Raw genomic sequence first — 21,535 nt, 5'->3', positions numbered from 1 at the left:
ACGCCGGTTGTGAGACCGGCGAGCTGTATGGGATGTCCCCGACCACCCCCGACCCTACCTCCCTGAGCCCGGCGTGGTGACATCGAGATGCCCCATACACGGCAGTGCGGTCCGTACCCGCCAGTAGGGGTACGGACCGCCCCGGACCGAAAGCTCGGGTCACCCGAAATGACTACGTCGGGTCACGTCCGGTTCACCCCCCGATGGCAGCGAGTGCCTTTTTGACAAGGGCGCCGCGGTCGGCCGCCGCGGTGACGTGCTCCAGGCCGAAACCCAGCAGCACGGTGTCGTCCGTGGTGACCGCGCCGTAGGTCTTGAACAGCTCTCCGGCGCGCCCCCAGTCCTTCACGACCGCGGGGCTGCCCGCGGGCGGCCCGGGCACACTCCACGCGCCGAGCGAGGTCTCGAAGCCCTCCGTCTCGACGGCCTGGCCGCCGACGACGACCGAGGTGTTGTCGACGAGGACACCGCGACCGCCGGACCCGGGGTCGGTGATGTAGCTGAAGGACAGCTCGACCTTCTTGCCCGCGTACGCGGAGAGGTCGAAGGAGACCTCCTGCCAGCCGGCCGAGGCCCCGGTGAGGCTGTTCCACTGACCGCTGGTGCCGGAGGCCGTGCAGCCGTCGGTGCCCTGCGTCAGATACCGCTTGAGCGCGGGGTGGGCGGCGATGAAGAACCCGGCCTCGCACTCGGCGGGCACGGCACTGGTGGTCGCACCGTTCTTCTCCGGGAGGGTGGTCCAGTCGTCGGCCCCGGCGGTGTTCGCCTCCAGGACGGCGTGGTCGTAACCCTCCTCGGTGTCCCACAGCATCCGGGTGCGCAGCGTGGGCGCCTGCGCGGCGGTCACCTGGGTGAGGTCGACGGTGCGGGTCAGGCGGTTCCAGGCGTAGTCGCTGTGCGTGACGGCCGCCATGGAGGTGCCTTCGTACGGTCCGTACGGGTTGGGCGTGCCGGGATACGTGCCCGCTCCCGCGCTCGCGAACTGCGGGAAGGTCGCCGCGGGCAGGTTGTCCGAGGTGACGCTGAAGGATCCGGCCGCGTCCAGCGGGTTGCCGGGGGCGGCCCCGAGGCTCGCGCCGGCTCCGGCGAGTTTGCCGGTGCCCTGGAAAGCCGTGGCGCCCGGCAGCGTCGTACGGGTGTAGGCGCCGAGGTAGTACTGGCTGAAGTCGTTCGACAGGGTGCCGCCGCCCAGGTCGACGGTGCCGCCGGCCCGCTCGCCCGCCTCGACCAGCTTGCCGCCCTCGTTCAGGAAGGCGCGCAGCTGGAGCTGGGTGGGGTTGCCCGGGACGGTCGCGCCCGTGTAGTGGACGACGGTCTTGAAGTGGTCCAGTACGCCGAGCGCGTCGGGCGCACCCTGCGTGGCGACGTTCCAGACGATCGCCCTGCGGCCGGCCGCCTTGAGGGCGTCCACGTAGGTCTGCGCCTGTGTGGCGGTCGCGCCCTCCTCGGCGACCACGAGCACGTCCGCGCGCGGCCGCTCGGCCACCGTGTAGGTGAAGTGCGCGCTGGAGCCGGTCTTTCCGCTCTTCGTCCGGCCGGTGAACCAGACCTCGACCTTGTCGCCCGGATCGCCGTCGGAGACCTTGGCGCGGTACTCGTCGAAGTAGAGGTTGTCCTCACCGCCGTACGTCTCGCCGCCCTTCCATGCCTTGAGCGCGATGTCCTTCGTACGGCCGCCGTTGACGCGGTACTTGAGCTCCTTGTCGCGCACGGACCTGCGTACGACGACGGAGACCTCCTGGTCCGCACCGCGCGCGTAGGACGTGGTGAACGGCTTCGGGGTGAAGTCGGCGGCCTTCAGGCCGAGCGACGACTTCGGCTGGTCGGGCGTGGCCGCGGACTCGGCGACGGAGAGCGCGAACGGGATGTTCTTCTCGAACTCCTGCTGGATCAGCTTCTCGTCGTCCGGGAAGTTGAAGACCGACTGGCAGTCCGCCGCGTTCCACTGGTCGTTCGGGTCGAGGTCCGAGGCGGTCTGGCAGGTCGACATCTCGGGGGTGAACATCGCCAGGCCGTTGACGTTCGACGCGTGGCCGTCCGCCTCGCCGTTGGTGGTGTACAGCTCCGAGGAGACCTGCGGGTGGTAGCCGGGGATCGCGGAGTTGTCCGGGGTGCCGGCGAGCGCCTTGTACATGATGTCGTCGGGCGTGTCGGTGGCCACCTGCCAGCCGACGCCGTAGAGGAGGAGTTCGGCGGCGGAGTGGTAATTGATGCCGTACGTGAAGCCGATCCGCTTCTCGAAGGCGTCCAGCGCCTTGGTCTCGGGCTCCGAAGAGGGGGCCGTGCCGCGGTAGGTCTCACTGGTGGGGTTGGGGGACGAACCCTCGTTGTCGTAGCCCCACTTGTAGGAGAAGTTGCGGTTGAGGTCGACGCCGTCGCCGACGCCTGTGGTGCCGTCGCCGTTGTTGTCATGCAGGTTCTTGCGCCACAGGCGGTTGTCGTCGCTCTGGAAGGTGTAGTCGTAGCCGTCGGGGTTGGCCGACAGGACGAACCACAGCTCGGTGGAGTCGACGATCTTCTTGACGCGCTTGTCGCTCTTGTAGTTGTCGACGTAGTGGTGGAGCAGCCGGCGGGTCATCTCCGGCGTGATCCACTCGCGCGCGTGCTGGTTGGACATGTAGAGCACGGAGGGTTTGGCGCCGTCCTTGGACTTCTTCGCGTTCTTGGTCAGTTTGAGCGCGAGGATGTCCTTGCCGTTCACCGTCTTGCCGATGGAGACGACCTTGGTGAGGCCGGGGTTGGCCCGGGCGGTCGCGAGGATCTCCTCCTGGAGACCGCCGCTTCCGCTGTACGGCCGGAACACGCCCTCGGCGGCCTTGTCCACGCGGGCCTCGGCCTTGGCGGTCAGGGTGTGCTCGGTGAGTTCGACGCCCTGCCCTTCGAGCTTCTGGGCCTCCTGGTCGGTGAGGTAGACCTCGACGGTCGCGGTGCCCTTGGCGGGCACCTGCTCGCTCAGTTCGTGGCCGTCCTGGCCGGCCGCCAGCAGCAGGGGTACCTGCCCGCTGGTCACCTCGGCGCGGAAGACCTTGACTTCGTTCGGATCAGGAGAACTGGCGCTCTCCGCGGCCTGGGCGACGGGCGCGAGGCCCGCGCCGCCGAGCAGGAGCGCGCCAACGGCGAGGATCGGTCTCGCTCTTCGTCTCATGAGCCCCCCTTGCGGTGGTCCGCCACAGCAGCGAACAGATGCCAGGCTCATGACAGTTGATGATCCAGTCAAGGGCGCCTCACGAATACGCAAACGCCGGTGCCGACGTCCCAAGTGGGCGTCGGCACCGGCGTGGTGAGTGACGGTCAGCCGACCAGGTTGTCGGCCATCTCCTCGGTGATGCTGGATTCCGTGCCCGGAATGCCGAGGTCGGAGGCGCGCTTGTCGGCCATGGCCAGCAGGCGGCGGATACGGCCGGCGACGGCGTCCTTGGTCAGCGGCGGGTCGGCGAGGGCGCCCAGCTCCTCCAGGGAGGCCTGCTTGTGGTCCATGCGCAACCGGCCGGCGGCGGCGAGGTGCTCGGGCACGTCGTCGGCGAGGATCTCCAGGGCGCGCTGGACCCGGGCACCGGCGGCCACGGCCGCGCGCGCGGAGCGGCGCAGGTTGGCGTCGTCGAAGTTGGCGAGCCGGTTCGCCGTGGCCCGCACCTCGCGGCGCATCCGGCGCTCCTCCCAGGCGAGCACCGACTCGTGGGCGCCCAGCCGGGTGAGCAGGGCACCGATCGCGTCACCGTCCCGGACGACCACGCGGTCCACTCCGCGGACCTCGCGGGCCTTGGCGGCGATCGAGAGGCGTCGGGCGGCGCCGACCAGGGCGAGCGCGGCCTCGGGTCCCGGGCAGGTCACCTCCAGGGAGGAGGAGCGGCCGGGCTCGGTGAGCGAGCCGTGCGCCAGGAAGGCGCCGCGCCAGGCGGCCTCGGCGTCGCAGGTGGCACCGGAGACGACCTGCGGGGGCAGCCCCCGGATCGGGCGGCCCCGGCCGTCGACCAGGCCGGTCTGGCGGGCCAGCTGGTCACCGCCGGCGACGACCCGGACGACGTAACGCGAACCGCGGCGCAGTCCGCCCGGTGCCATCACGATCAGTTCGGAGCTGTGGCCGAAGATCTCCAGGATGTCCCGCTTGAGTCTGCGGGCCGCCATCGCGGTGTCCAGCTCCGCCTCGATCACAATGCGCCCGCTCACCAGGTGGAGGCCGCCGGCGAACCGCAGAATGGCGGAGACCTCCGCCTTTCTGCAGCAGGTCCGCGTGACGGGGAGCCGGGAGATCTCGTCCTTCACCGCTGCCGTCATCGCCATGGGCCGATCCTTCCATGCATCCGAAAAATACGGTCGTACGCGGCGGCCAACAGCTCCGGGTCGTGCCTCGGGGTCCCGTCGGGCCGGGCCACCGGCGCCAGCTCGACCGCGGCGCCGAACCGCTGGGCGGCATCGGTCAGGGAATCGCGGTCGGGCACGGCGGCCTGGTCGGCCAGCACCACGTCCAGGGCGAGTTTAGGGGCGTGTCGTCCCAAAACCTCCAAATGACGCTGCGGGGAGAAGCCATCGGTTTCTCCCGGCTGCGGTGCGAGGTTCAGGGAGAGTACCCGGCGCGCCTTCGTCTGGGTGAGGGCGTCCAGAAGTTCGGGCACCAGCAGATGCGGGATGACCGAGGAGAACCACGAGCCGGGTCCGAGGACCACCCAGTCCGCGTCCAGGACCGCCTCCACCGCCTCGGGGACCGCGGGCGGGTCGTGCGGCACGACGTGCACCGACTGCACCTCACCCGGGGTCAGGGCCACGGTCGCCTGTCCGCGTACGGTCTCCACGTCCTCGGGCCGGTCCGGGTCGTGCCCCTTGACCAGGGCCTGGAGCTCCAGGGGTACGGCGGACATGGGCAGCACGCGCCCGTGCGCGCCGAGGAGTCTGCCGACCAGGTCGAGGGCCTGGACATGGTCGCCGAGCTGCTCCCACAGGGCGACGATGAGCAGGTTGCCGACCGCGTGTTCGTGCAGGTCACCCTTGGACTGGAAGCGGTGCTGGATGACCCGGGCCCAGGTCTGACCCCAGTCGTCGTCGCCGCACAGCGCGGCCAGCGCCTTGCGCAGGTCGCCGGGCGGCAGGACGCCCAGCTCGTCGCGCAGGCGCCCGCTGGAGCCGCCGTCGTCGGCCACGGTGACGACTGCGGTGAGGTCGCCGGTGATCCGGCGCAGCGCGGCGAGCGAGGCGGACAGGCCCATGCCACCGCCGAGCGCGACCACCTTGGGCTGGGCGCCACGCCGACGGGGTCTCGCGCCCCGGGCCTCGACGGGCCGGGTCGCACGTCCTTCGGGGACGACCCTGCGCAGCCTGCTCAGCCGCGGACTACGTGCGGTCATTCCCGTCCCATGTCCCGGTGTACGACCACCGTCTCCACACCCTCGGCCGCGAGGCGCGCGGCGAGCTTCTCCGACGTGGCGACCGAGCGGTGCTTGCCGCCGGTGCAGCCGATGGCGATGGTCACGTACCGCTTGCCCTCACGGCGGTAGCCGGCCGCGATGAGGCGCAGCAGCTCGGCGTAGCGGTCGAGGAACTCCTTGGCGCCGGGCTGGTTGAAGACGTACGCCGACACCTCCTCGTTGAGGCCGGTGAAGGGGCGCAGCTCCGGGACCCAGTGCGGGTTGGGCAGGAACCGCATGTCCGCGACCAGGTCGGCGTCGACCGGGAGGCCGTACTTGAAGCCGAAGGACATCACGGTGGCCCTGAGCTCGGGCTCCTCCTCGCCGGCGAACTGGGCGTCCATCTTGGCGCGCAGCTCGTGCACGTTGAGGCTGGAGGTGTCGATGACCAGGTCGGCGTCGCCGCGCAGCTCGCGCAGGAGCTCGCGCTCGGCGTCGATGCCGTCGACGATGCGGCCGTCGCCCTGGAGGGGGTGCGGGCGGCGCACGGACTCGAAGCGGCGCACCAGCGCCTCGTCGGAGGACTCCAGGAAGACGATCCGCCGGGTGACGTGCTTGGCCGCCAGGTCGGCGAGCGACTCGCGGAGGTTGTCGAAGAAGCGCCGGCCGCGGACGTCGACGACCACGGCGATCCGCGCGACATTGCCCTGGGAGCGGGCGCCGAGCTCCACCATGGTGGGGATCAGCGCGGGCGGGAGGTTGTCGACGACGAACCAGCCGAGGTCCTCCAGACACTTCGCGGCGGTCGAGCGCCCGGCGCCGGACATCCCGGAGATGATCACCAGCTCGGGGATGGCCGCCTCCGGGACTCCGGCCGCGTCGGCGGGCGCGCCCGTACTCACCTGTGCGTCTTCTCCGCCCTGGTCCTGTTGTTCTTCGTGCTCGTTCACATTCATGTCTCCTGCCCCCGTCGTTCGTCCGGGGCACCCGCCGTCACGGGTTCCCCACCGGAACCCGTGGTGCCGGGTTCCTCCTCTTCCATGATCTCTCCAGTCGCCGTGTTCACGGCGGGCGCGGCCGGGGCCGCCTGGGCGAGGGCCACGGCGATCGTCTCGGCCGTCTTGCGGCCTATGCCGGGGACCTCGCAGATCTGGTCGATGGTGGCGGATCGTAGTTTCTTCAAGGACCCGAAATGTTTCAGCAGTGCCTGCTTGCGCGTGTCCCCGAGGCCGGGGACGTCGTCGAGGGGGCTCGACCGGAAGCGCTGGGCCCGCTTGGTGCGCTGGTAAGTGATCGCGAAGCGGTGGGCCTCGTCACGGACCCGCTGCAGAAGGTACAGGCCTTCGCTGGTGCGGGGCAGCACGACCGGGTCGTCGTCGTCCGGCAGCCAGACCTCCTCCAGGCGCTTGGCGAGGCCGCAGACGGCGATGTCGTCGATACCGAGCTCGTCCAGGGCCTTCTTGGCGGCGGCGACCTGGGGCTGTCCGCCGTCGACGACGACGAGCTGGGGCGGGTAGGCGAACTTCTTCGGGCGGCCGTCGTCGTCCTTGAGGCCGGTCTCGGGGGTGCCCTCCTCGGGGAGGTCGTCCACCCACTCGCCCGTCTTCTCCTTCTCGGCGAGATAGCGCCGGAACCGGCGGGAGATCACTTCGTGCATGGACCGGACGTCGTCCTGTCCGGCGAAGCCCTTGATCTGGAAGCGGCGGTACTCGCTCTTGCGCTGGAGTCCGTCCTCGAAGACGACCATGGACGCGACCACGTCGTCGCCCTGGAGGTGGGAGATGTCGTAGCACTCGATCCGCAGCGGCGCGCTGTCCAGGTCGAGGGCCTCGGCGATCTCCTCCAGGGCACGCGAGCGCGTGGTCAGGTCGGAGGCGCGCTTGGTCTTGTGCAGGCCGAGTGCCTGGAGGGCGTTGCGCTGCACGGTCTCCATGAGGGCCTTCTTGTCGCCGCGCTGCGGGATGCGCAGGGAGACGCCCGAGCCGCGGCGCTCGGCCAGCCACTCCTGGACCGGCTCGACCGGGTCGGGCAGGGCCGGGACGAGGACCTCCTTGGGGACGGAGTCCCCCTTCTCCTCGCCGTAGAGCTGCTGGAGGGCGTGTTCGACGAGGGCGCCGGTAGTGATCTCCTCGACCTTGTCGGTGACCCAGCCGCGCTGGCCCCGGACCCGTCCGCCGCGCACGTGGAAGATCTGGACGGCGGCCTCCAGCTCGTCCTCGGCGACCGCGATCAGGTCGGCGTCGGTCGCGTCGGCGAGCACCACCGCGCTCTTCTCCATGGCCTTCTTCAGGGCCCCTATGTCGTCGCGCAGGCGGGCCGCCCGCTCGTACTCCATCTCCTCGGCCGCGTCCGTCATCTGCTGCTCGAGACGGCGGATGTAGGTGCCGGTGCGGCCGGCCATGAAGTCGCAGAAGTCCTCGGCCAGGTCGCGGTGTTCGTCGGCGGATACGCGGTCGACGCAGGGTGCCGAGCACTTGCCGATGTAGCCGAGGAGGCAGGGGCGGCCGGTGCGGGCGGCGTTCTTGAAGACGCCGGCGGAGCAGGTGCGGACCGGGAAGACGCGCAGGAGGAGGTCGACGGTGTCGCGGATCGCCCACGCGTGCCCGTACGGCCCGAAGTACCTGACGCCCTTGCGTTTCTGGCCGCGCATCACCTGCACGCGCGGGAACTCCTCGTTCATCGTCACCGCGAGGTACGGGTAGCTCTTGTCGTCGCGGTACTTGACGTTGAACCGGGGGTCGAACTCCTTGATCCAGGAGTACTCCAGCTGCAGGGCCTCGACCTCCGTGGACACCACCGTCCACTCCACGGACGCGGCCGTGGTCACCATGGTGCGGGTGCGGGGGTGCAGGCTCGCCAGGTCCTGGAAGTAGTTCGCCAGGCGCTGACGCAGGCTTTTCGCCTTTCCGACGTAGATCACCCGGCGGTGCTCGTCGCGAAACCTGTACACCCCGGGAGTGTCAGGGATCTCCCCTGGTTTGGGGCGGTAGCTGGAGGGGTCGGCCATGTCTCACACCCTACTGGCGAGGGCTGACAGTCCGGTGAGCCTGTGGACAACGGCCAAGGTCTGTTGGGCGGATCCTGACGGAGGTGACCGGGGTGGGACACCGCCGGGGTCGCATCCGTACTGCCGCGCTCGCCGGCCCCCCCCATTTTTGCGGTCACGTAACTCGTGGCCGGTGTCGGCACGGCGCCGGATCCGGACGATGCGGTGCCGCCCCGGATCCGCGGGGTGGGCGACGGGAGGCGGCCGGTGGACCCGACACCCGGCGGAGGCGTGCGAGGCCGCTCTCGCCCAGCCGGCGGCGGCCCGGCTGCCGACCATGCCGCTGGACCAGTGCCTGCTCACCCACGTGATGCGCGCCTTGGCCCGCCGTGGACGAGGCACCTCTTCGATCGCGGCGTTCCGGCGACTGGCGCGGTGAGACGTCCTGGACGACACACAGGCGCCCGTCCCGCTGTCCGCCGGAGGCCCTAGCGCGACTCCAGGAACGTCAGCACGGCCAGCACCCGGCGGTGGTCGTCGGTGTCCTCCGTGAGGGCGAGTTTGCCGAGGATGCTGCGGACGTGTTTCTCGACGGTGCCCTCGGTGACCCACAGGCGGCGGCCGATGCCGGCGTTGGAGCGGCCCTCGGCCATCAGGGCGAGGACCTCGCGCTCGCGGGCGCTGAGACGGGCGAGCGGGTCGTCACGGCGCTGGGCGGAGAACAGCTCCTGTACCAGTGAGGGGTCGACCACCGAGCCGCCCCGGCGGATGCGCTCCAGGGCCTCGATGAACTCGTCGACGACCGTGACCCGGCTCTTGAGGAGGTAGCCGACCTTGCGGCCGCTCGCCAGCAGTTCCAGGGCCTCCTCGACCTCGACGAACGCGGACAGGACGAGGATGCCGGTGTCGGGGTGGCGCTCACGGATGGTGCGGGCGGCCTTGAGGCCTTCGGTCGAGTGGTCCGGAGGCATCCTGATGTCGACGATCGCCAGTTCGGGGCGTTCCTCGTCGACCAGTTCCAGGAGCCGGACCGCGTCACCGGCCTGGCCCGCGACCTGGTATCCGATGCGCTCGCACAGGCTGGCGAGCCCCTCCCTGAGCAGGATGTCGTCGTCGGCGAGGACGACCCGTCCCCGTGCTGGCTGCTGCGATGCGTCGTCCATGCCCCAGCCCCCCTCGCCAGGCCTGTGCGGTGCGTCGTCCGAGGTCGGAGCTCCCCCGGACCCGCCCGCTGCCCGCGCCCCAACAGCCTGCCCCACCCTTGGGTTTACGGCTAGCCGGAAGCGGAATTGGAGGCCTGCCGTGACGACATCAGGACGTGTCCGGGCGATTCTCGAACGAGTGCAGATGCAGTCCGACCGGCCGTCCCGGGCGAGGGACGGAAGGTCGCACGGCCGAAGGGTGCGGGACATGCGGCGGACACGGATCGAGAAGCAGCGGCGGCCGGTCCGTGCCCGTCGGTACCCGGACGAGACGTACGGCACGGTCGACGTCCTGGACCCGAGGGACCCGGACATCGTGCGTGCCAAGCGGCTGCAGACCGCACAGAACGGCGGAACCCACCGCCTCTAGAGCCGGACGGATGCCTCTCCGTCCGACAGGACCGCCCGGAGCGTACGCGACGTCACCCAGTTCAGGCTCCCCCACCTGGACGAACTCCCCCGGCGTGCGCCCCGGGCGGTCACCGGTCCGGCGAGGGCCCGCCCAGGGGCAGCCGCACGTCCATGGTCGTGCCCTCGCCGGGCGGGCTGCTGACCGCCAGCTTGCCGCCGATCGCCTCGACCCGGTCGATGAGACCGATCAGCCCGGAACCGCGTCCCGGCTCGGCGCCTCCGGCGCCGTCGTCGTGGATGGTCAGCTCCAGGACGCCGTCCCCGATCTGCGCCGAGACCTCCACCACGCGCGCGTGCGCGTGCTTCGCCGCGTTGGTGAGGCATTCGGAGGTCACGTAGTAGGCGGCCACCTCCAGTTGTTCCGGCAGCCGGGCCGCGGGCAGCTTCAGGTCGAGCTCGACGGGGACAGCGGAGCGGCGGGCCAGGGAGCGCAGGGCGGGCCCGAGGCCGCCTTTGGAGAGGATGGCCGGGTGGATGCCCCGGGCCACCTGGAGCAGGTCCTGGAAGGCGTCGTCGAGACCCTTGCCGACATGTACGAGCTGTTCGGCGAGTTCCGAGGTCCGGTCGGTCACCAGGGTCTCGGCGAGCCGCAGATCCAGCTGGAGGGCGACGAGCCGCTGCTGGACCCCGTCGTGCAGATCGCGCTCGATGCGCCGCCGCGAGGCGTCCGCCGCGGCCACCACGCGCGCGCGTGAGTCGCTCAGCTGGTCGCGGCTGTCGGCGTTGGCGATGGCGGTGGCGACGAGTTCGGTGAAGTCGGCCAGCCGCGACTCGGTGCCCACCGGCAGCATCTCCAGGGGAGAGGCCGCGACCACGAACCCCCACAGCCGGTCGTCGACGACGATGGGCGCGCCCACGGCGTGGCCGACGTGGGCGGCGCGCCGGGTCCGGGTGACCGCGTCGATCGCCTCGTACCCCGCCTCGCTGCGCTCCTTGCGCGTCGCCTCTTCGATTTCTTCCGGGATGCCGAGCACGGTCCCGAGGACCGTCTGGCTGCCGTCGGGCTCCTGCCGCAGCACGGCCGCGGTGGTGTCCAGCAGGTCCCCCACCTCCTCGGCCACCCTCGCGAACACCTCGGACGGCGGGGCGCCGTGGGCCACCAGGGTGGCGACCCGGCGCAGGGCGGCCTGTTCCCGGGCGGTGCGGCGGCTCTCGGTGACGTCGCGGGCGGTGGCGTAGATGAGGCCCTGTTCCAGGACCGGCCGGGCGCTCCACTGCAGCCAGCACTCGGTGCCGTCCGCGCGCAGGTAGCGGTTCTCGAACTCGGCCACCTCGACGCCGTCGGCCAGCCGGGCCAGGGCCGCACGGGTGGTCTCCCGGTCCTCCTCGTGCACGAACTCGATGAACGGCATCGACAGGATCGTCTCGCGCGGGTGGCCCAGGATGCGCTCGAAGGCCGGGTTGACCCGCTTGAAGTAGCCGTCGGTCCCGCTGATGCAGAGCAGGTCCAGAGAGAGGTTGAAGATGCTCGCCAGTTCCTGCTCGGCCTCCTCGCGCCGCCCGTGCGCCGCCGCGAAGGAGGCCATGGTGTCGTTCATGCCGCCCAGCAGCTGGCTCCACGTGCCCTCGAAGGAGGCCTCGTCGGCGCGGTGTTCGAGGTGGTTGTGGTCGATCGCCGTGTTCATGGCGCGGATCTCGGCGGCCAGCCGCTCGGTGGTCACGCGCAGTTCGCGGAAGGTGTCGGCGACATCGCCCAGTTCGTCGCGGCCGGCGTACCGGATGTCGTACGAGAGATCGCCGTACGACAGTGCCCTGGCGCCCGCGGCGACCTGGCCGAGGGGCCGGGTGATCGACCGGCTGAGCGCGAGCGCGAGGAAGGTGACGAGGGCGAGCACGGCCAGGGAGGCGGTGAGGTCGCGCACCACGCGGAGCTCCGCGTCACGGCGGTCGTGGCCGGCCGTGGCGTCGAGTTCGCGGGCGGCACGGTCCTGGATGCCGCGCAAGGAGGCGATGCGGGCCCCGGAGTCGGCGAGCCAGCGTTCGTACGAGGGCCAGGCGGCGCTCTCCGGGCGGGCGGTGGCGAGCAGGTCCCGGACTCTGCGGACGGCTCGGCCGGGGTCCCGGAACTGGATGACGTACAGCTGGGTCCGCAGTTCGGCCGAGGTGTTCTCCCGGAAGGCGTCCAGCTGGGCCGCCTCGAGCGCGGGCCAGCGTCCGGCGCCGGTGGGCCGGCCCGCGGGCCCGGCGAGCAGGGCGGCGACCTCCGCCTGTTCCCGGTCGGCGGCCTCGATGGCCCGCAGGAGCGCGATGTGGGCGTCGGCGGCGCGGCCCGAGGCCCGGGTGGGACGGCCGGCTTCGAGGGCGGTGACGTCGTGGAGCAGGGTGGCCGCGACGTTGCCGTACTGCTCGGCGATGTCGGTGGCGGTGAGTGATCCGGTGGTGATCTGGACGCGCAGGGAGTGCAGTTGACGGCCGAGGGCATCGAGGTCGCCGGCGATGTCGGATCCGGACCACGAGTCGGCGCGGGTCACGGCGCGCTCCAGGGCCCGGTCGGTGGCGCGTTCGGCCCCGGTCCGCTCCGCCGGCGTGTCCGGGCCGGGGCGCAGCCGGGCCTTGACGGCGGCGAGCCGCTCGCCTGCGACGGCGTCGGTGACCTCCGCCGTCGCGAACGACACCTCGGTGCCGGTGTGGAAGTCACGCAGGGACCGCGCTTCCCGCCACTGGGACACGGAGCTGACGGCGGTGAGGACGAGCAGCCCGGTCACCGGCAGCAGGACCAGCAACATCAGCTTCCGGCCGACGCGCAGCCGGGCGAGCAGCGGGACGCGGTGCGGGACCCCGGGGCGTCGTCTGAGCGGTGAGCGGCGCATGACAGGGCCTCAGGCGCCGACACTTCCGTACGTGGTGCCGTTGGGTTCCGTCATGCGAAACACCCCTCTGTGGAGGGCGCTTTCACACGCCCGTGCAGGGCACGGCCGGTCGTGGCCCGGCCCCTTCAGCATGCCCGTGAACTCCGCTGCCGTCCATGCGTCCCGGGAGTCACGCGACCCGCACGGCGACGGCTCACGATCCGCCCTTCGGGTAACCGTCGTGGGCGGCGAGGTCCTTGTCGATGGCCTCGACCGCCTCGTCGAGCGTGGCCTTCACCGGAGCCATGTCGATCATGATCTTCGGGAAGGCCCGGGAGAACGCCTCGGTGATCGCCGGGTAGGCGGGTGTGCGCGGCCTCGGCCGGGCCACGCCGTCCGTCAACTGCGCGATGAACAGGCGCTCGGCACCGCCCTCGGCGTACTCGGGCGAGAGCTTCACCGCGCTGCGCGTGGCCGGGATCGCGCCGTTGGCCACGCTCATCCGGTGGATCTGGTCCGGCTTCAGCAGATAGGCGAGGAAGCGCCATACGGCGTCGCCGTCGGCCCCGCCCGAGGTCACGCCCCACTGCCAGGAGCCCATCCCGGTCACGGTGCCCTCACCGAAGTCGGGCAACGGCACGATCGCCAGGTCACCGGGGAACTTCCTGGTGTAGTCCGGATACCACCAGTGGCCTGTCCAGGAGATGACACTGCGCTCCTGGACGAAGGCCTGCTCGCTCCTGCCGGGCTCGACGAGCCCCTCCTGCACCCAGTTCTGCAGGGTGGTGAGCGCCTCGACCGACTCGGGTCCGTTCAGGAAGCCGTCGGCGGTCCGGAACGTCCTGGGGTCGATGAGATCGCCGCCCGCCGACCACACCGCGGGCGCGAAGCCGTAGGTGCTCCACTCCTCGCCGGGTTTCGCGTCGACGAGGCCCATGTCGAGCGGATACCGGTACCCCGCCTTGCGCAGGGTGCGCAGGATGTCCGTGAACTCGCGGACGGTCCAGGCGTCCTCGGTGCCCCGGGGAACACGGATGTCGGCCTTCTTCAGCACCGACGGCCGCACATAAAGCCCGAGCCCGGAGTCGAAGGTGCCGATCCCGTACAACCTGCCCGCGTAGGTGCCCTGTTGGCGGATCGAGGGCAACAGGTCCTTCCGAAGGCCGTCGGACAGGCAGGAGTCGATCGGCTTGATCCTGCCGGACCAGGCATGGCTGTAGAGCCGGGGTCCGTCGAAGTCGAGCAGGTCCGGCAGGTCGCCGCTGGCCGCGGCGGAGAGCACCAGTTCGTTGTACGGCCGCTGCTCGGGCAGGGTGACGACCTCGACCCGCACCTCCCGCTGCGTTCTGTTGAAGTCGTTGACCTGGCGGAGCAGCGTGTTGTACTCGGCGCTCGGCCCCGCGTGGAACCACACGGTGACCTGCGCGGTGCCCTCGATCCTGCCGTCGCAGGTGGTGTCGGTGCGGATCCGCTCGCCCCGGTCGCCGCCACCGCACGCGGCGAGCAGCAGCGCGGCTGCCACCAGCACCGGGCCCAGGGCACGACGCCCATGGCCCCTTCCGACGTCTCCGAGCGGCGCTTTCATCGCACACCCCCACTCGACCGGACTCGCACGGCCTCCCCAGGGCAGCCCACATGCTACCGCCCGTGACCTCTCGCTGCGCTGCGTGAGCGGGAACTGTCTTGTGCGGCACCGAACTTGAGCACATTCCAGGTGCCGGGAAGCAATCCGTCCCGACTCTTTCCGGGTAGCCGGAAAGCGCGATCCCCGGACGGTTGGGACCCTGTGCGCATGTCCATGCGCTGTCTTCTCGTCGATGACAGCATCCGGTTCCTGGAGGCCGCGCGAAGTCTGCTGGAACGCGACGGGATACCTGTCGTCGGCGTCGCACTGTCGGGTACCGAGGCTCTCGCCCAGGCCGCCGAGCTGACCCCGGACATCGTGCTGGTCGATCTCGAACTCGACGGCGAGAGCGGGTTCGACGTGGCGGTGGAGCTGACCCGCAGTGTCTCCTGCGTCATCATCCTGATCTCCACACACGCGCTGGACGACGTCCAGGAACTGGTCGCCGGCAGTCCGGCGCGCGGCTTTCTGCCCAAGTCGGCGCTGTCGGCGCGGGCGATCAGGGAGTTGCTGGGCGGCGACGGGGAGGGCCCGCCCGCCTGAAACGGAGGGTCCTCCGTCCGGCCGGGAGTGCGCCATCGTTCGGCGGCAGGTGTTGTCGGGACTTGGTCAACACGCTTCAATGCGGGGGAACTCGGGGCGGGAACCACGGCGTACGGATGTGAAGCCTCCTTGCGACTCTGCCGCGGACGGCCCCGACGCACCCTCACGAACGGCCTGACCAGCCGCCCGGACCTGCACAGAGAGGCCCCTGCATGCCGCACGCCACACAGCACGCGGACGTCGCGACCGTCGCCGAAGCGGAACTGGACACGGCCCTGCGAGGCGGCCCCTTCCACGTCGCGCTGCGCGCCGCGATCGCCGCCCGGGGGCTGCCGCTGCAGCGCGTCCAGCACCATCTGACGCGGTACGGGGTCAGGGTGGGCGTCACCAGCCTGAGTTACTGGCAGCAGGGTGCCCGGCGCCCGCAGCGCCCCGAGTCGCTGCGGGCCGTACGGGCGCTGGAGGAGATCCTGCAGCTGCCGGAGGAGTCGCTGATCCGGCTGCTCGCCGAGCACGACGACCGGTCGGCCGCCGAGCGGCCCGCGACCCGTTCCTACCGCTCCCTCCTCGCGGCCTCGGACGTCCTCGAACAGCTGATGGGCGAGCTGGACTCGCCGCCCGACGGCGGGCTGCACACTCTCGGCCACCACGAGCGGATAGACATCGGGGCGCGCCGCGAGCTGCGCGCCCGCGAGTCGCACCACATCGTGCGCGCCCACCGTGAGGGCGTCGACCGTTTCATGGCCGTCCATCACGGCGACCCGGGGTGCAGGCCCGAGCTCATGACCGTGCACGCCCTGGAGAACTGCCGTACGGGACGCGTCCGTTGGCACCACGACACGGGGGTGCTCGTCGTCGAGCTGCTCCTCGACGCCCGGCTGCGCGCGGGTGACACCTTCCTGTTCCGCTACTGCGTCGAGGACGGCACGGCCGGAGTGTCCCGCGAGTACGTCCGCGGCTTCGGCTCACCAGGCGGTCAGTACGCGCTCCAGGTCCGGTTCGACGAGAACGCCCTGCCCCTGCGCTGCCACCGCTTCGCCCAGCACTCCCCCGCGGCCCCCCGCAGCGGCCGCCAGGAACTCGCCCTCACCGGCCACCACCACTCGGTGCACCTCGTCGAGCAGCGGGTGCGGTCGGGGGTCGTGGGGATCGGGTGGGACTGGGAGTGAGTGGGGTGACGTCAGGTCGGTGACGGCACGTAAACGTTTGCGCAAGCGTTTACGTGCCGCGCTGAATGGGATACCTTCCGAGCCGTGGGCCGCCGTTCCGGTGCCCTGTGGGCGTCCTTCCGGGAGGGGAACCCGATGCCGACCATGGCCGACGTGGCACGCAGCGCGGGGGTGTCCGTGGCGACCGTCTCGCACGTCCTCAACGGCACCCGGCCGGTCCTGCCCCACACCCGCCAGGCCGTGCTGGACGCCGTCGACGAGCTCGGTTACACCCCCAACACCCTCGCCCGCTCCCTGGTGACCTCCCGCACCCGCTCCATCGGGCTCGCGGTGTCGGCGATCAGCAACCCGTACTTCACGGAGATCCTCCAGGGCGTCGAGGCGGGTGCACTGGAACACGGCTACAGCCTCCTCATCGCCGATCCGCACGACGATCCCGAGCACGAGTGCAAGGTCGTCCAGCTGCTGCACGAGAGGCGTGTGGACGGCATGATCGTCGCGCCCTCGGCGGACCCGCGCGAGCTGGTCTCCTATCTCGGGCGCCACCGGGTCCCCACGGTGTTCCTCGACCGTGTGATCGACGGAGTGATCGAAGGTGCGGTCGGCGGTGCGGTCGAGGATCCGGCGGACGGCCCGCAGCGCTTCGACCAGGTCTGCGCCGAGAACACCGGGCCGATGGCCCGGCTGGTCGCCCATCTCGCCGGACTCGGCCACCGGCGCATCGGCCTGGTGGCGGGCCTGCCCGGGCTGAGCACCACCGCCGAACGGATCACCGGATACCGCCAGGGCCTCACCACCGCCCGCCTCCCCTACGACGACGACCTCGTCGTCCACGGCGACTCCGCGTCGGCCGGAGCCGAACGGGCCACAGCCACCCTGCTCTCCCGCGCCGCACCGCCCACCGCCCTCGTCACCGCCAACAACGCCATGACCATCGGCACCCTGCGCGCCCTGCGCGACCGCGGTCTGACGGTGCCGGACGACCTCGCCCTGTGCTGCTTCGACGACTTCGCCTGGGCCGACCTGTTCTCGCCCCGGCTCACCGCGATCGCCCAGCCCAGCAGGGAGATCGGCGCGCAGGCGGTCCGTGTGCTCCTCGAACGCCTCGCCGCGCCGGACCGGCCCGCCCGGACCGTGCGCCTCGACTGCGCCTTCGTCCACCGCACGTCATGCGGCTGCCCCGACTCCGGGGAGCGGGGGCGGCCCTCGCAGTCCTCCCACTCCTCCCCGTCCTCTCAGCCTTCCCAGCCCTCGCAGTTCGAGAAAGGAAACGTCTCGTGATCGTCGTCGCCGGTGAGGCCCTGATCGACCTGGTACCGCAGGGCAGGGGCGCCCTCGCGAGCCTCACGCCGGCGCTCGGCGGCGGCCCCTACAACACCGCCGTGGCGCTCGGCCGGCTCGGCTCCCCCACCGCCTTCTGCTCCCGCACCTCGCTCGACGCCTTCGGTGAGGCCCTGCTCGACGGGCTGCGGGAGGCGGGGGTGGACGTGTCCCCCGTGCAGCGCGGTGCGGAACCCACCACGCTCGCCGTCGCCACGATCGACACCAACGGCTCGGCCGCCTACTCCTTCTACGTCGACGGCACCGCCGACCGCCTGTTCACCGCCCCCGCCTCGCTCCCGACCGACACGCGCGCGGTGTCCTTCGGCACCTGCTCGCTCGTCCTGGAACCGGGGGCGAGCGCCTACGAGGAGCTGCTGCGGACCGCGGCCGCGCAGGGTGTGTTCACCGCGCTCGACCCGAACATCCGGGCCGGGCTGATCCCCGACGCGGACGCCTACCGGACCCGGTTCAAGAGCTGGCTGCCGTCGGTGTCGCTGCTCAAGCTCTCCGAGGAGGACGCGCTGTGGCTGGGCGGCACCCCGCGCGACTGGCTGGCCTCGGGGCCCTCGGCCGTCGTGGTCACCCACGGCGGTGACGGGCTGACCGTGTTCACCCGGGACGGGGCGGCGCTCGCCGTGCCGGGCGAGAAGGTCGACGTCGTGGACACCATCGGCGCCGGCGACACCGTGAACGCGGCCCTGCTGCACGGCCTGGGCACCCTCGACGCGCTGTCCCCGGCGGCGCTCGCGGGCCTGGGCGTCGAGGACTGGACCCGGCTGCTGCGGTTCGCGGCCCGCGCGGCCGCGATCACCTGCTCACGGGCGGGGGCGCAGCCGCCGTACGCGTCCGAACTGGGCGGGCTGTAGGCAGCGACCGTCGGCCCAAGGGGCTGACGACGGAGCGAGCGGTGCCCCGCGGGGAGTTCCCGCGGGGCACCGCTCGTCGTGTGACTGCTCCGGATGTGGTCGGCTCGCCGCCCCCGGAGTCTCAGGCCTTGCGGGCCCGGGTCGTCTTCTTGGCGGGCGCGGCCTCCTTGGTCGTCGTCCTGGCCGTCGCCGTCTTCTTCGCCGGCGACTTGGCGGCGACCGTCTGCTTCGCCGCGGCCGCCTTCCTGGCCGGTGCCTTGCGCGGGGCCTTCACCGCGGCCCCGTCGCTGATCCGGTCGGCGCCGAGAATCTCCCTGAGGAACTTGCCGGTGTGGCTGGCCGGGACTCCGGCGACCTCCTCCGGGGTGCCCTCGGCGACGACGAGTCCGCCGCCCGCGCCGCCCTCGGGGCCCATGTCGACGACCCAGTCGGCCGTCTTGATCACATCGAGGTTGTGCTCGATGACGATGACGGTGTTGCCCTTGTCGACCAGGCCGGACAGGACCTTCAGCAGCTTGCTGATGTCCTCGAAGTGCAGACCGGTGGTCGGCTCGTCCAGGACGTAGACCGTACGGCCGGTGGACCGCTTCTGGAGTTCGCTGGCGAGCTTCACGCGCTGGGCCTCGCCACCGGACAGGGTGGTCGCGGCCTGGCCGAGACGGACGTAGCCGAGACCGACGTCCTTGAGGGTGTTGAGGTGGCGGGCGATCGCGGGGACGGCCTCGAAGAAGTCCGTGGCCTCCTCGATCGGCATGTTGAGGACGTCGGAGATGGACTTGCCCTTGTAGTGGACCTCCAGGGTCTCCCGGTTGTAGCGGGCGCCGTGGCAGACCTCGCACGGGACGTAGACGTCCGGGAGGAAGTTCATCTCGATCTTGATGGTGCCGTCGCCCGCGCAGTTCTCGCAGCGGCCGCCCTTGACGTTGAAGGAGAAGCGGCCGGGCATGTAGCCGCGGACCTTCGCCTCGGTGGTCTCGGCGAACAGCTTGCGGACGTGGTCGAAGACGCCGGTGTACGTCGCCGGGTTGGACCGCGGGGTGCGGCCGATGGGCGACTGGTCGACGTGCACGACCTTGTCGACGAGGTCGTCGCCGTCCACGCGCGTGTGCCGGCCCGGGACGCTCCTCGCGCCGTTGAGCTCGCGTGCCAGGTGCGTGTACAGGATGTCGTTGACCAGGGTCGACTTGCCGGAGCCGGAGACACCGGTGACCGCGGTGAACACGCCCAGCGGGAAGGACACGTCGATGTCCTGGAGGTTGTTCTCGCGGGCTCCGTGCACCGTGAGCTTCCGGGACGGGTCCAGGGGGCGGCGGATGTGGGGCAGCGGGATGGCCTTCTTGCCCGACAGGTACTGGCCCGTCTCCGACTCGGCGTTGGCGAGCAGCTCCTTCAGGGAGCCGCTGTGCACGACCTTGCCGCCGTGCTCGCCCGCGCCGGGGCCGATGTCGACGATCCAGTCGGCGACCTTGATGGTGTCCTCGTCGTGCTCGACGACGATGAGCGTGTTGCCCATGTCGCGCAGCCGGACCAGGGTCTCGATCAGCCGGTGGTTGTCGCGCTGGTGCAGGCCGATGGAGGGCTCGTCCAGGACGTACAGGACGCCGACGAGTCCGGAGCCGATCTGGGTGGCCAGACGGATGCGCTGGGCCTCGCCGCCGGAGAGGGTGCCGGCCGCGCGGTTCAGCGAGAGGTAGTCCAGGCCGACGTCGACCAGGAACTTCAGTCGTTCGTTGACCTCCTTGAGCACCCGCTCGGCGATCTTCTTGTCACGGGCGCTGAGCTTCAGCTCACCCAGGAAGTCCGCGCAGTCGCTGATGGACATGCCGGAGACCTCGGCGATCGACTTGCCCATGACGGTGACCGCGAGGACGAGCGGCTTGAGCCGGGTGCCCTCACAGGTGGGGCAGGGCACCTCACGCATGTAGCCCTCGAAGCGCTCGCGGCTGGCGTCGCTCTCGGACTCGCTGTGCCGGCGCTTGACGAAGGGAACGGCACCCTCGAAGGGGGTCGTGTAGACCCGCTCGCGGCCGTACCGGTTGCGGTAGCGGACCTCGATCTGCGTCTTGTGGCCGTAGAGGAGAGCCTTCTTGGCGCGCTGGGGCAGCCCGGCGAAGGGGATGTCCGTCCGGAAGCCCAGCGCGTCCGCGAGGGCACCGATCAGACGGCCGAAGTAGTCCTTGGTGTGCCCGTGCGACCAGGGATGGATGGCGCCCTCGTCGAGGGACTTGTCCTCGTCGGGGACGATCAGCTCCGGGTCGACCTCCATGCGCGTGCCGATGCCGGAGCAGTCGGGGCAGGCGCCGAAGGGCGAGTTGAAGGAGAAGGAACGGGGCTCCAGCTCCTCGAAGGACAGGTCGTCGTAGGTGCAGTACAGGTGCTCCGAGAACATGCGCTCGCGCTCGGGGTCGTCCTCGGGGAGGTCGACGAAGTCGAGCACGACCATGCCGCCGGCGAGGCCGAGGGCGGTCTCCACCGAGTCGGTGAGACGGCGCTTGGCGGACTCCTTCACCGTGAGGCGGTCGATGACCACCTCGATGGTGTGCTTCTCCTGCTTCTTCAGCGTGGGCGGGTTGGAGAGCTGAATGGTCTCGCCGTCCACGCGCGCACGGCTGTAACCCTTGGTCTGGAGATCGGCGAAGAGATCGACGAACTCTCCCTTGCGCTCACGCACCAGCGGCGAGAGCACCTGGAAGCGGCTCCCCTCCGGCAGCTCCAGGACCTTGTCGACGATGGCCTGCGGCGACTGGCGCGAGATCGGGCGGCCGCACTCCGGGCAGTGCGGCTTGCCGATGCGCGCGAAGAGCAGGCGCAGGTAGTCGTAGACCTCGGTGATGGTGCCGACCGTCGAGCGCGGGTTGCGCGAGGTCGACTTCTGGTCGATGGAGACCGCGGGCGAGAGGCCCTCGATGAAGTCGACGTCGGGCTTGTCCATCTGGCCGAGGAACTGGCGGGCGTACGAGGAGAGCGACTCCACGTAGCGACGCTGGCCCTCGGCGAAGATGGTGTCGAAGGCCAGGGAGGACTTGCCCGACCCGGACAGGCCCGTGAAGACGATGAGCGAGTCGCGAGGCAGGTCGAGCGAGACGTTCTTCAGGTTGTGCTCGCGCGCGCCACGGACGATGAGACGGTCGGCCACGCCGGTCCGCACCTTTCTTGGCTTGAGAGGAGTGACAGGGGCGGGGCCCCCGTGCTTTCTCAGACTAGGGGGAGCCACTGACAACGCCGGTCGGATTCCCCGGAGGCATAACAATCCCCGACCATCCAGCATGCCCGACGCCGCACC

General features: G+C 71.0%; 14 protein-coding genes. 5 read left to right on the top strand and 9 right to left on the bottom strand.

Annotated elements, in window-relative coordinates; all coding sequences use genetic code 11:
- Window positions 1–193 precede the first annotated feature (193 nt).
- From AQJ46_RS15730 to AQJ46_RS15705, 6 genes are all read right to left on the bottom strand, one after another.
- Window positions 194–3,145, bottom strand: coding sequence for a M14 family metallopeptidase (locus tag AQJ46_RS15730; protein WP_059206169.1), 2,952 nt, complete (start codon window positions 3,143–3,145; stop codon window positions 194–196).
- A 146-nt stretch (window positions 3,146–3,291) separates the two neighbouring features.
- A complete protein-coding gene (gene whiA / locus AQJ46_RS15725; protein ID WP_020120074.1) occupies window positions 3,292–4,281 on the bottom strand; it encodes a DNA-binding protein WhiA in 990 nt (329 codons plus the stop codon).
- Window positions 4,272–5,339, bottom strand: coding sequence for a gluconeogenesis factor YvcK family protein (locus AQJ46_RS15720; protein ID WP_057618361.1), 1,068 nt, complete (start codon window positions 5,337–5,339; stop codon window positions 4,272–4,274). The genes whiA and AQJ46_RS15720 overlap by 10 nt, the downstream gene beginning before the upstream one ends.
- Window positions 5,336–6,295 (bottom strand): RNase adapter RapZ, encoded by a 960-nt coding sequence (rapZ, locus tag AQJ46_RS15715; protein ID WP_057618362.1) that lies wholly within the window; start codon window positions 6,293–6,295, stop codon window positions 5,336–5,338. The genes AQJ46_RS15720 and rapZ overlap by 4 nt, the downstream gene beginning before the upstream one ends.
- Window positions 6,292–8,346, bottom strand: a complete 2,055-nt coding sequence (uvrC, locus tag AQJ46_RS15710) for an excinuclease ABC subunit UvrC (RefSeq protein WP_059206168.1) — start codon at window positions 8,344–8,346, stop codon at window positions 6,292–6,294. Before uvrC ends, rapZ begins: the two co-directional genes overlap by 4 nt.
- 467 nt (window positions 8,347–8,813) lie before the next feature.
- Complete coding sequence (locus tag AQJ46_RS15705) at window positions 8,814–9,488, bottom strand: response regulator transcription factor (protein ID WP_059206167.1); 675 nt, start codon at window positions 9,486–9,488, stop codon at window positions 8,814–8,816.
- Between the two features lie 247 nt (window positions 9,489–9,735).
- Between AQJ46_RS15705 and AQJ46_RS56215 the strand changes: the two genes are divergently transcribed.
- The gene (locus tag AQJ46_RS56215; protein ID WP_167362989.1) at window positions 9,736–9,897 is read left to right on the top strand and encodes a hypothetical protein; all 162 of its coding nucleotides are present in this window, start codon (window positions 9,736–9,738) and stop codon (window positions 9,895–9,897) included.
- A gap of 109 nt (window positions 9,898–10,006) precedes the next feature.
- Here AQJ46_RS56215 and AQJ46_RS15700 read toward each other — a convergent pair whose 3' ends face one another.
- Together AQJ46_RS15700 and AQJ46_RS15695 are read right to left on the bottom strand one after the other, a co-directional pair.
- Window positions 10,007–12,748 carry a PAS domain S-box protein gene (locus AQJ46_RS15700; protein WP_059206166.1) on the bottom strand — a complete coding sequence of 914 codons (2,742 nt, stop codon included), beginning with the start codon at window positions 12,746–12,748 and terminating at the stop codon, window positions 10,007–10,009.
- Between the two features lie 193 nt (window positions 12,749–12,941).
- On the bottom strand, window positions 12,942–14,312 hold the full coding sequence (locus AQJ46_RS15695; protein WP_059206165.1) for an ABC transporter substrate-binding protein: 1,371 nt from the start codon (window positions 14,310–14,312) through the stop codon (window positions 12,942–12,944).
- Window positions 14,313–14,519: 207 nt separating this feature from the next.
- Here AQJ46_RS15695 and AQJ46_RS15690 point away from each other — a divergent pair, with 207 nt between their 5' ends.
- The 4 genes from AQJ46_RS15690 (at window position 14,520) to AQJ46_RS15675 (ending at window position 18,252) form a co-directional block, all read left to right on the top strand.
- Entirely contained in the window at window positions 14,520–14,894 is a 375-nt protein-coding gene (locus AQJ46_RS15690) for a response regulator (RefSeq protein WP_057618368.1), read from the top strand.
- A gap of 212 nt (window positions 14,895–15,106) precedes the next feature.
- Window positions 15,107–16,063, top strand: a complete 957-nt coding sequence (locus AQJ46_RS15685) for a hypothetical protein (RefSeq protein WP_059206164.1) — start codon at window positions 15,107–15,109, stop codon at window positions 16,061–16,063.
- A 135-nt stretch (window positions 16,064–16,198) separates the two neighbouring features.
- Window positions 16,199–17,344, top strand: a complete 1,146-nt coding sequence (locus tag AQJ46_RS15680) for a LacI family DNA-binding transcriptional regulator (protein WP_059206163.1) — start codon at window positions 16,199–16,201, stop codon at window positions 17,342–17,344.
- Entirely contained in the window at window positions 17,341–18,252 is a 912-nt protein-coding gene (locus AQJ46_RS15675) for a carbohydrate kinase family protein (protein ID WP_059206162.1), read from the top strand. Before AQJ46_RS15680 ends, AQJ46_RS15675 begins: the two co-directional genes overlap by 4 nt.
- A 121-nt stretch (window positions 18,253–18,373) precedes the next feature.
- On the opposite strand, the gene uvrA is transcribed toward AQJ46_RS15675, so the two are convergent.
- Window positions 18,374–21,388 carry an excinuclease ABC subunit UvrA gene (gene uvrA / locus AQJ46_RS15670; protein WP_059206161.1) on the bottom strand — a complete coding sequence of 1,005 codons (3,015 nt, stop codon included), beginning with the start codon at window positions 21,386–21,388 and terminating at the stop codon, window positions 18,374–18,376.
- Between the last annotated feature and the right edge of the window lie 147 nt (window positions 21,389–21,535).

The sequence above is a fragment of the Streptomyces canus genome (assembly GCF_001514145.1).
Taxonomy (GTDB): Bacteria; Actinomycetota; Actinomycetes; order Streptomycetales; family Streptomycetaceae; genus Streptomyces; species Streptomyces canus.
This window is presented reverse-complemented; position numbering and strand designations above follow the sequence as displayed.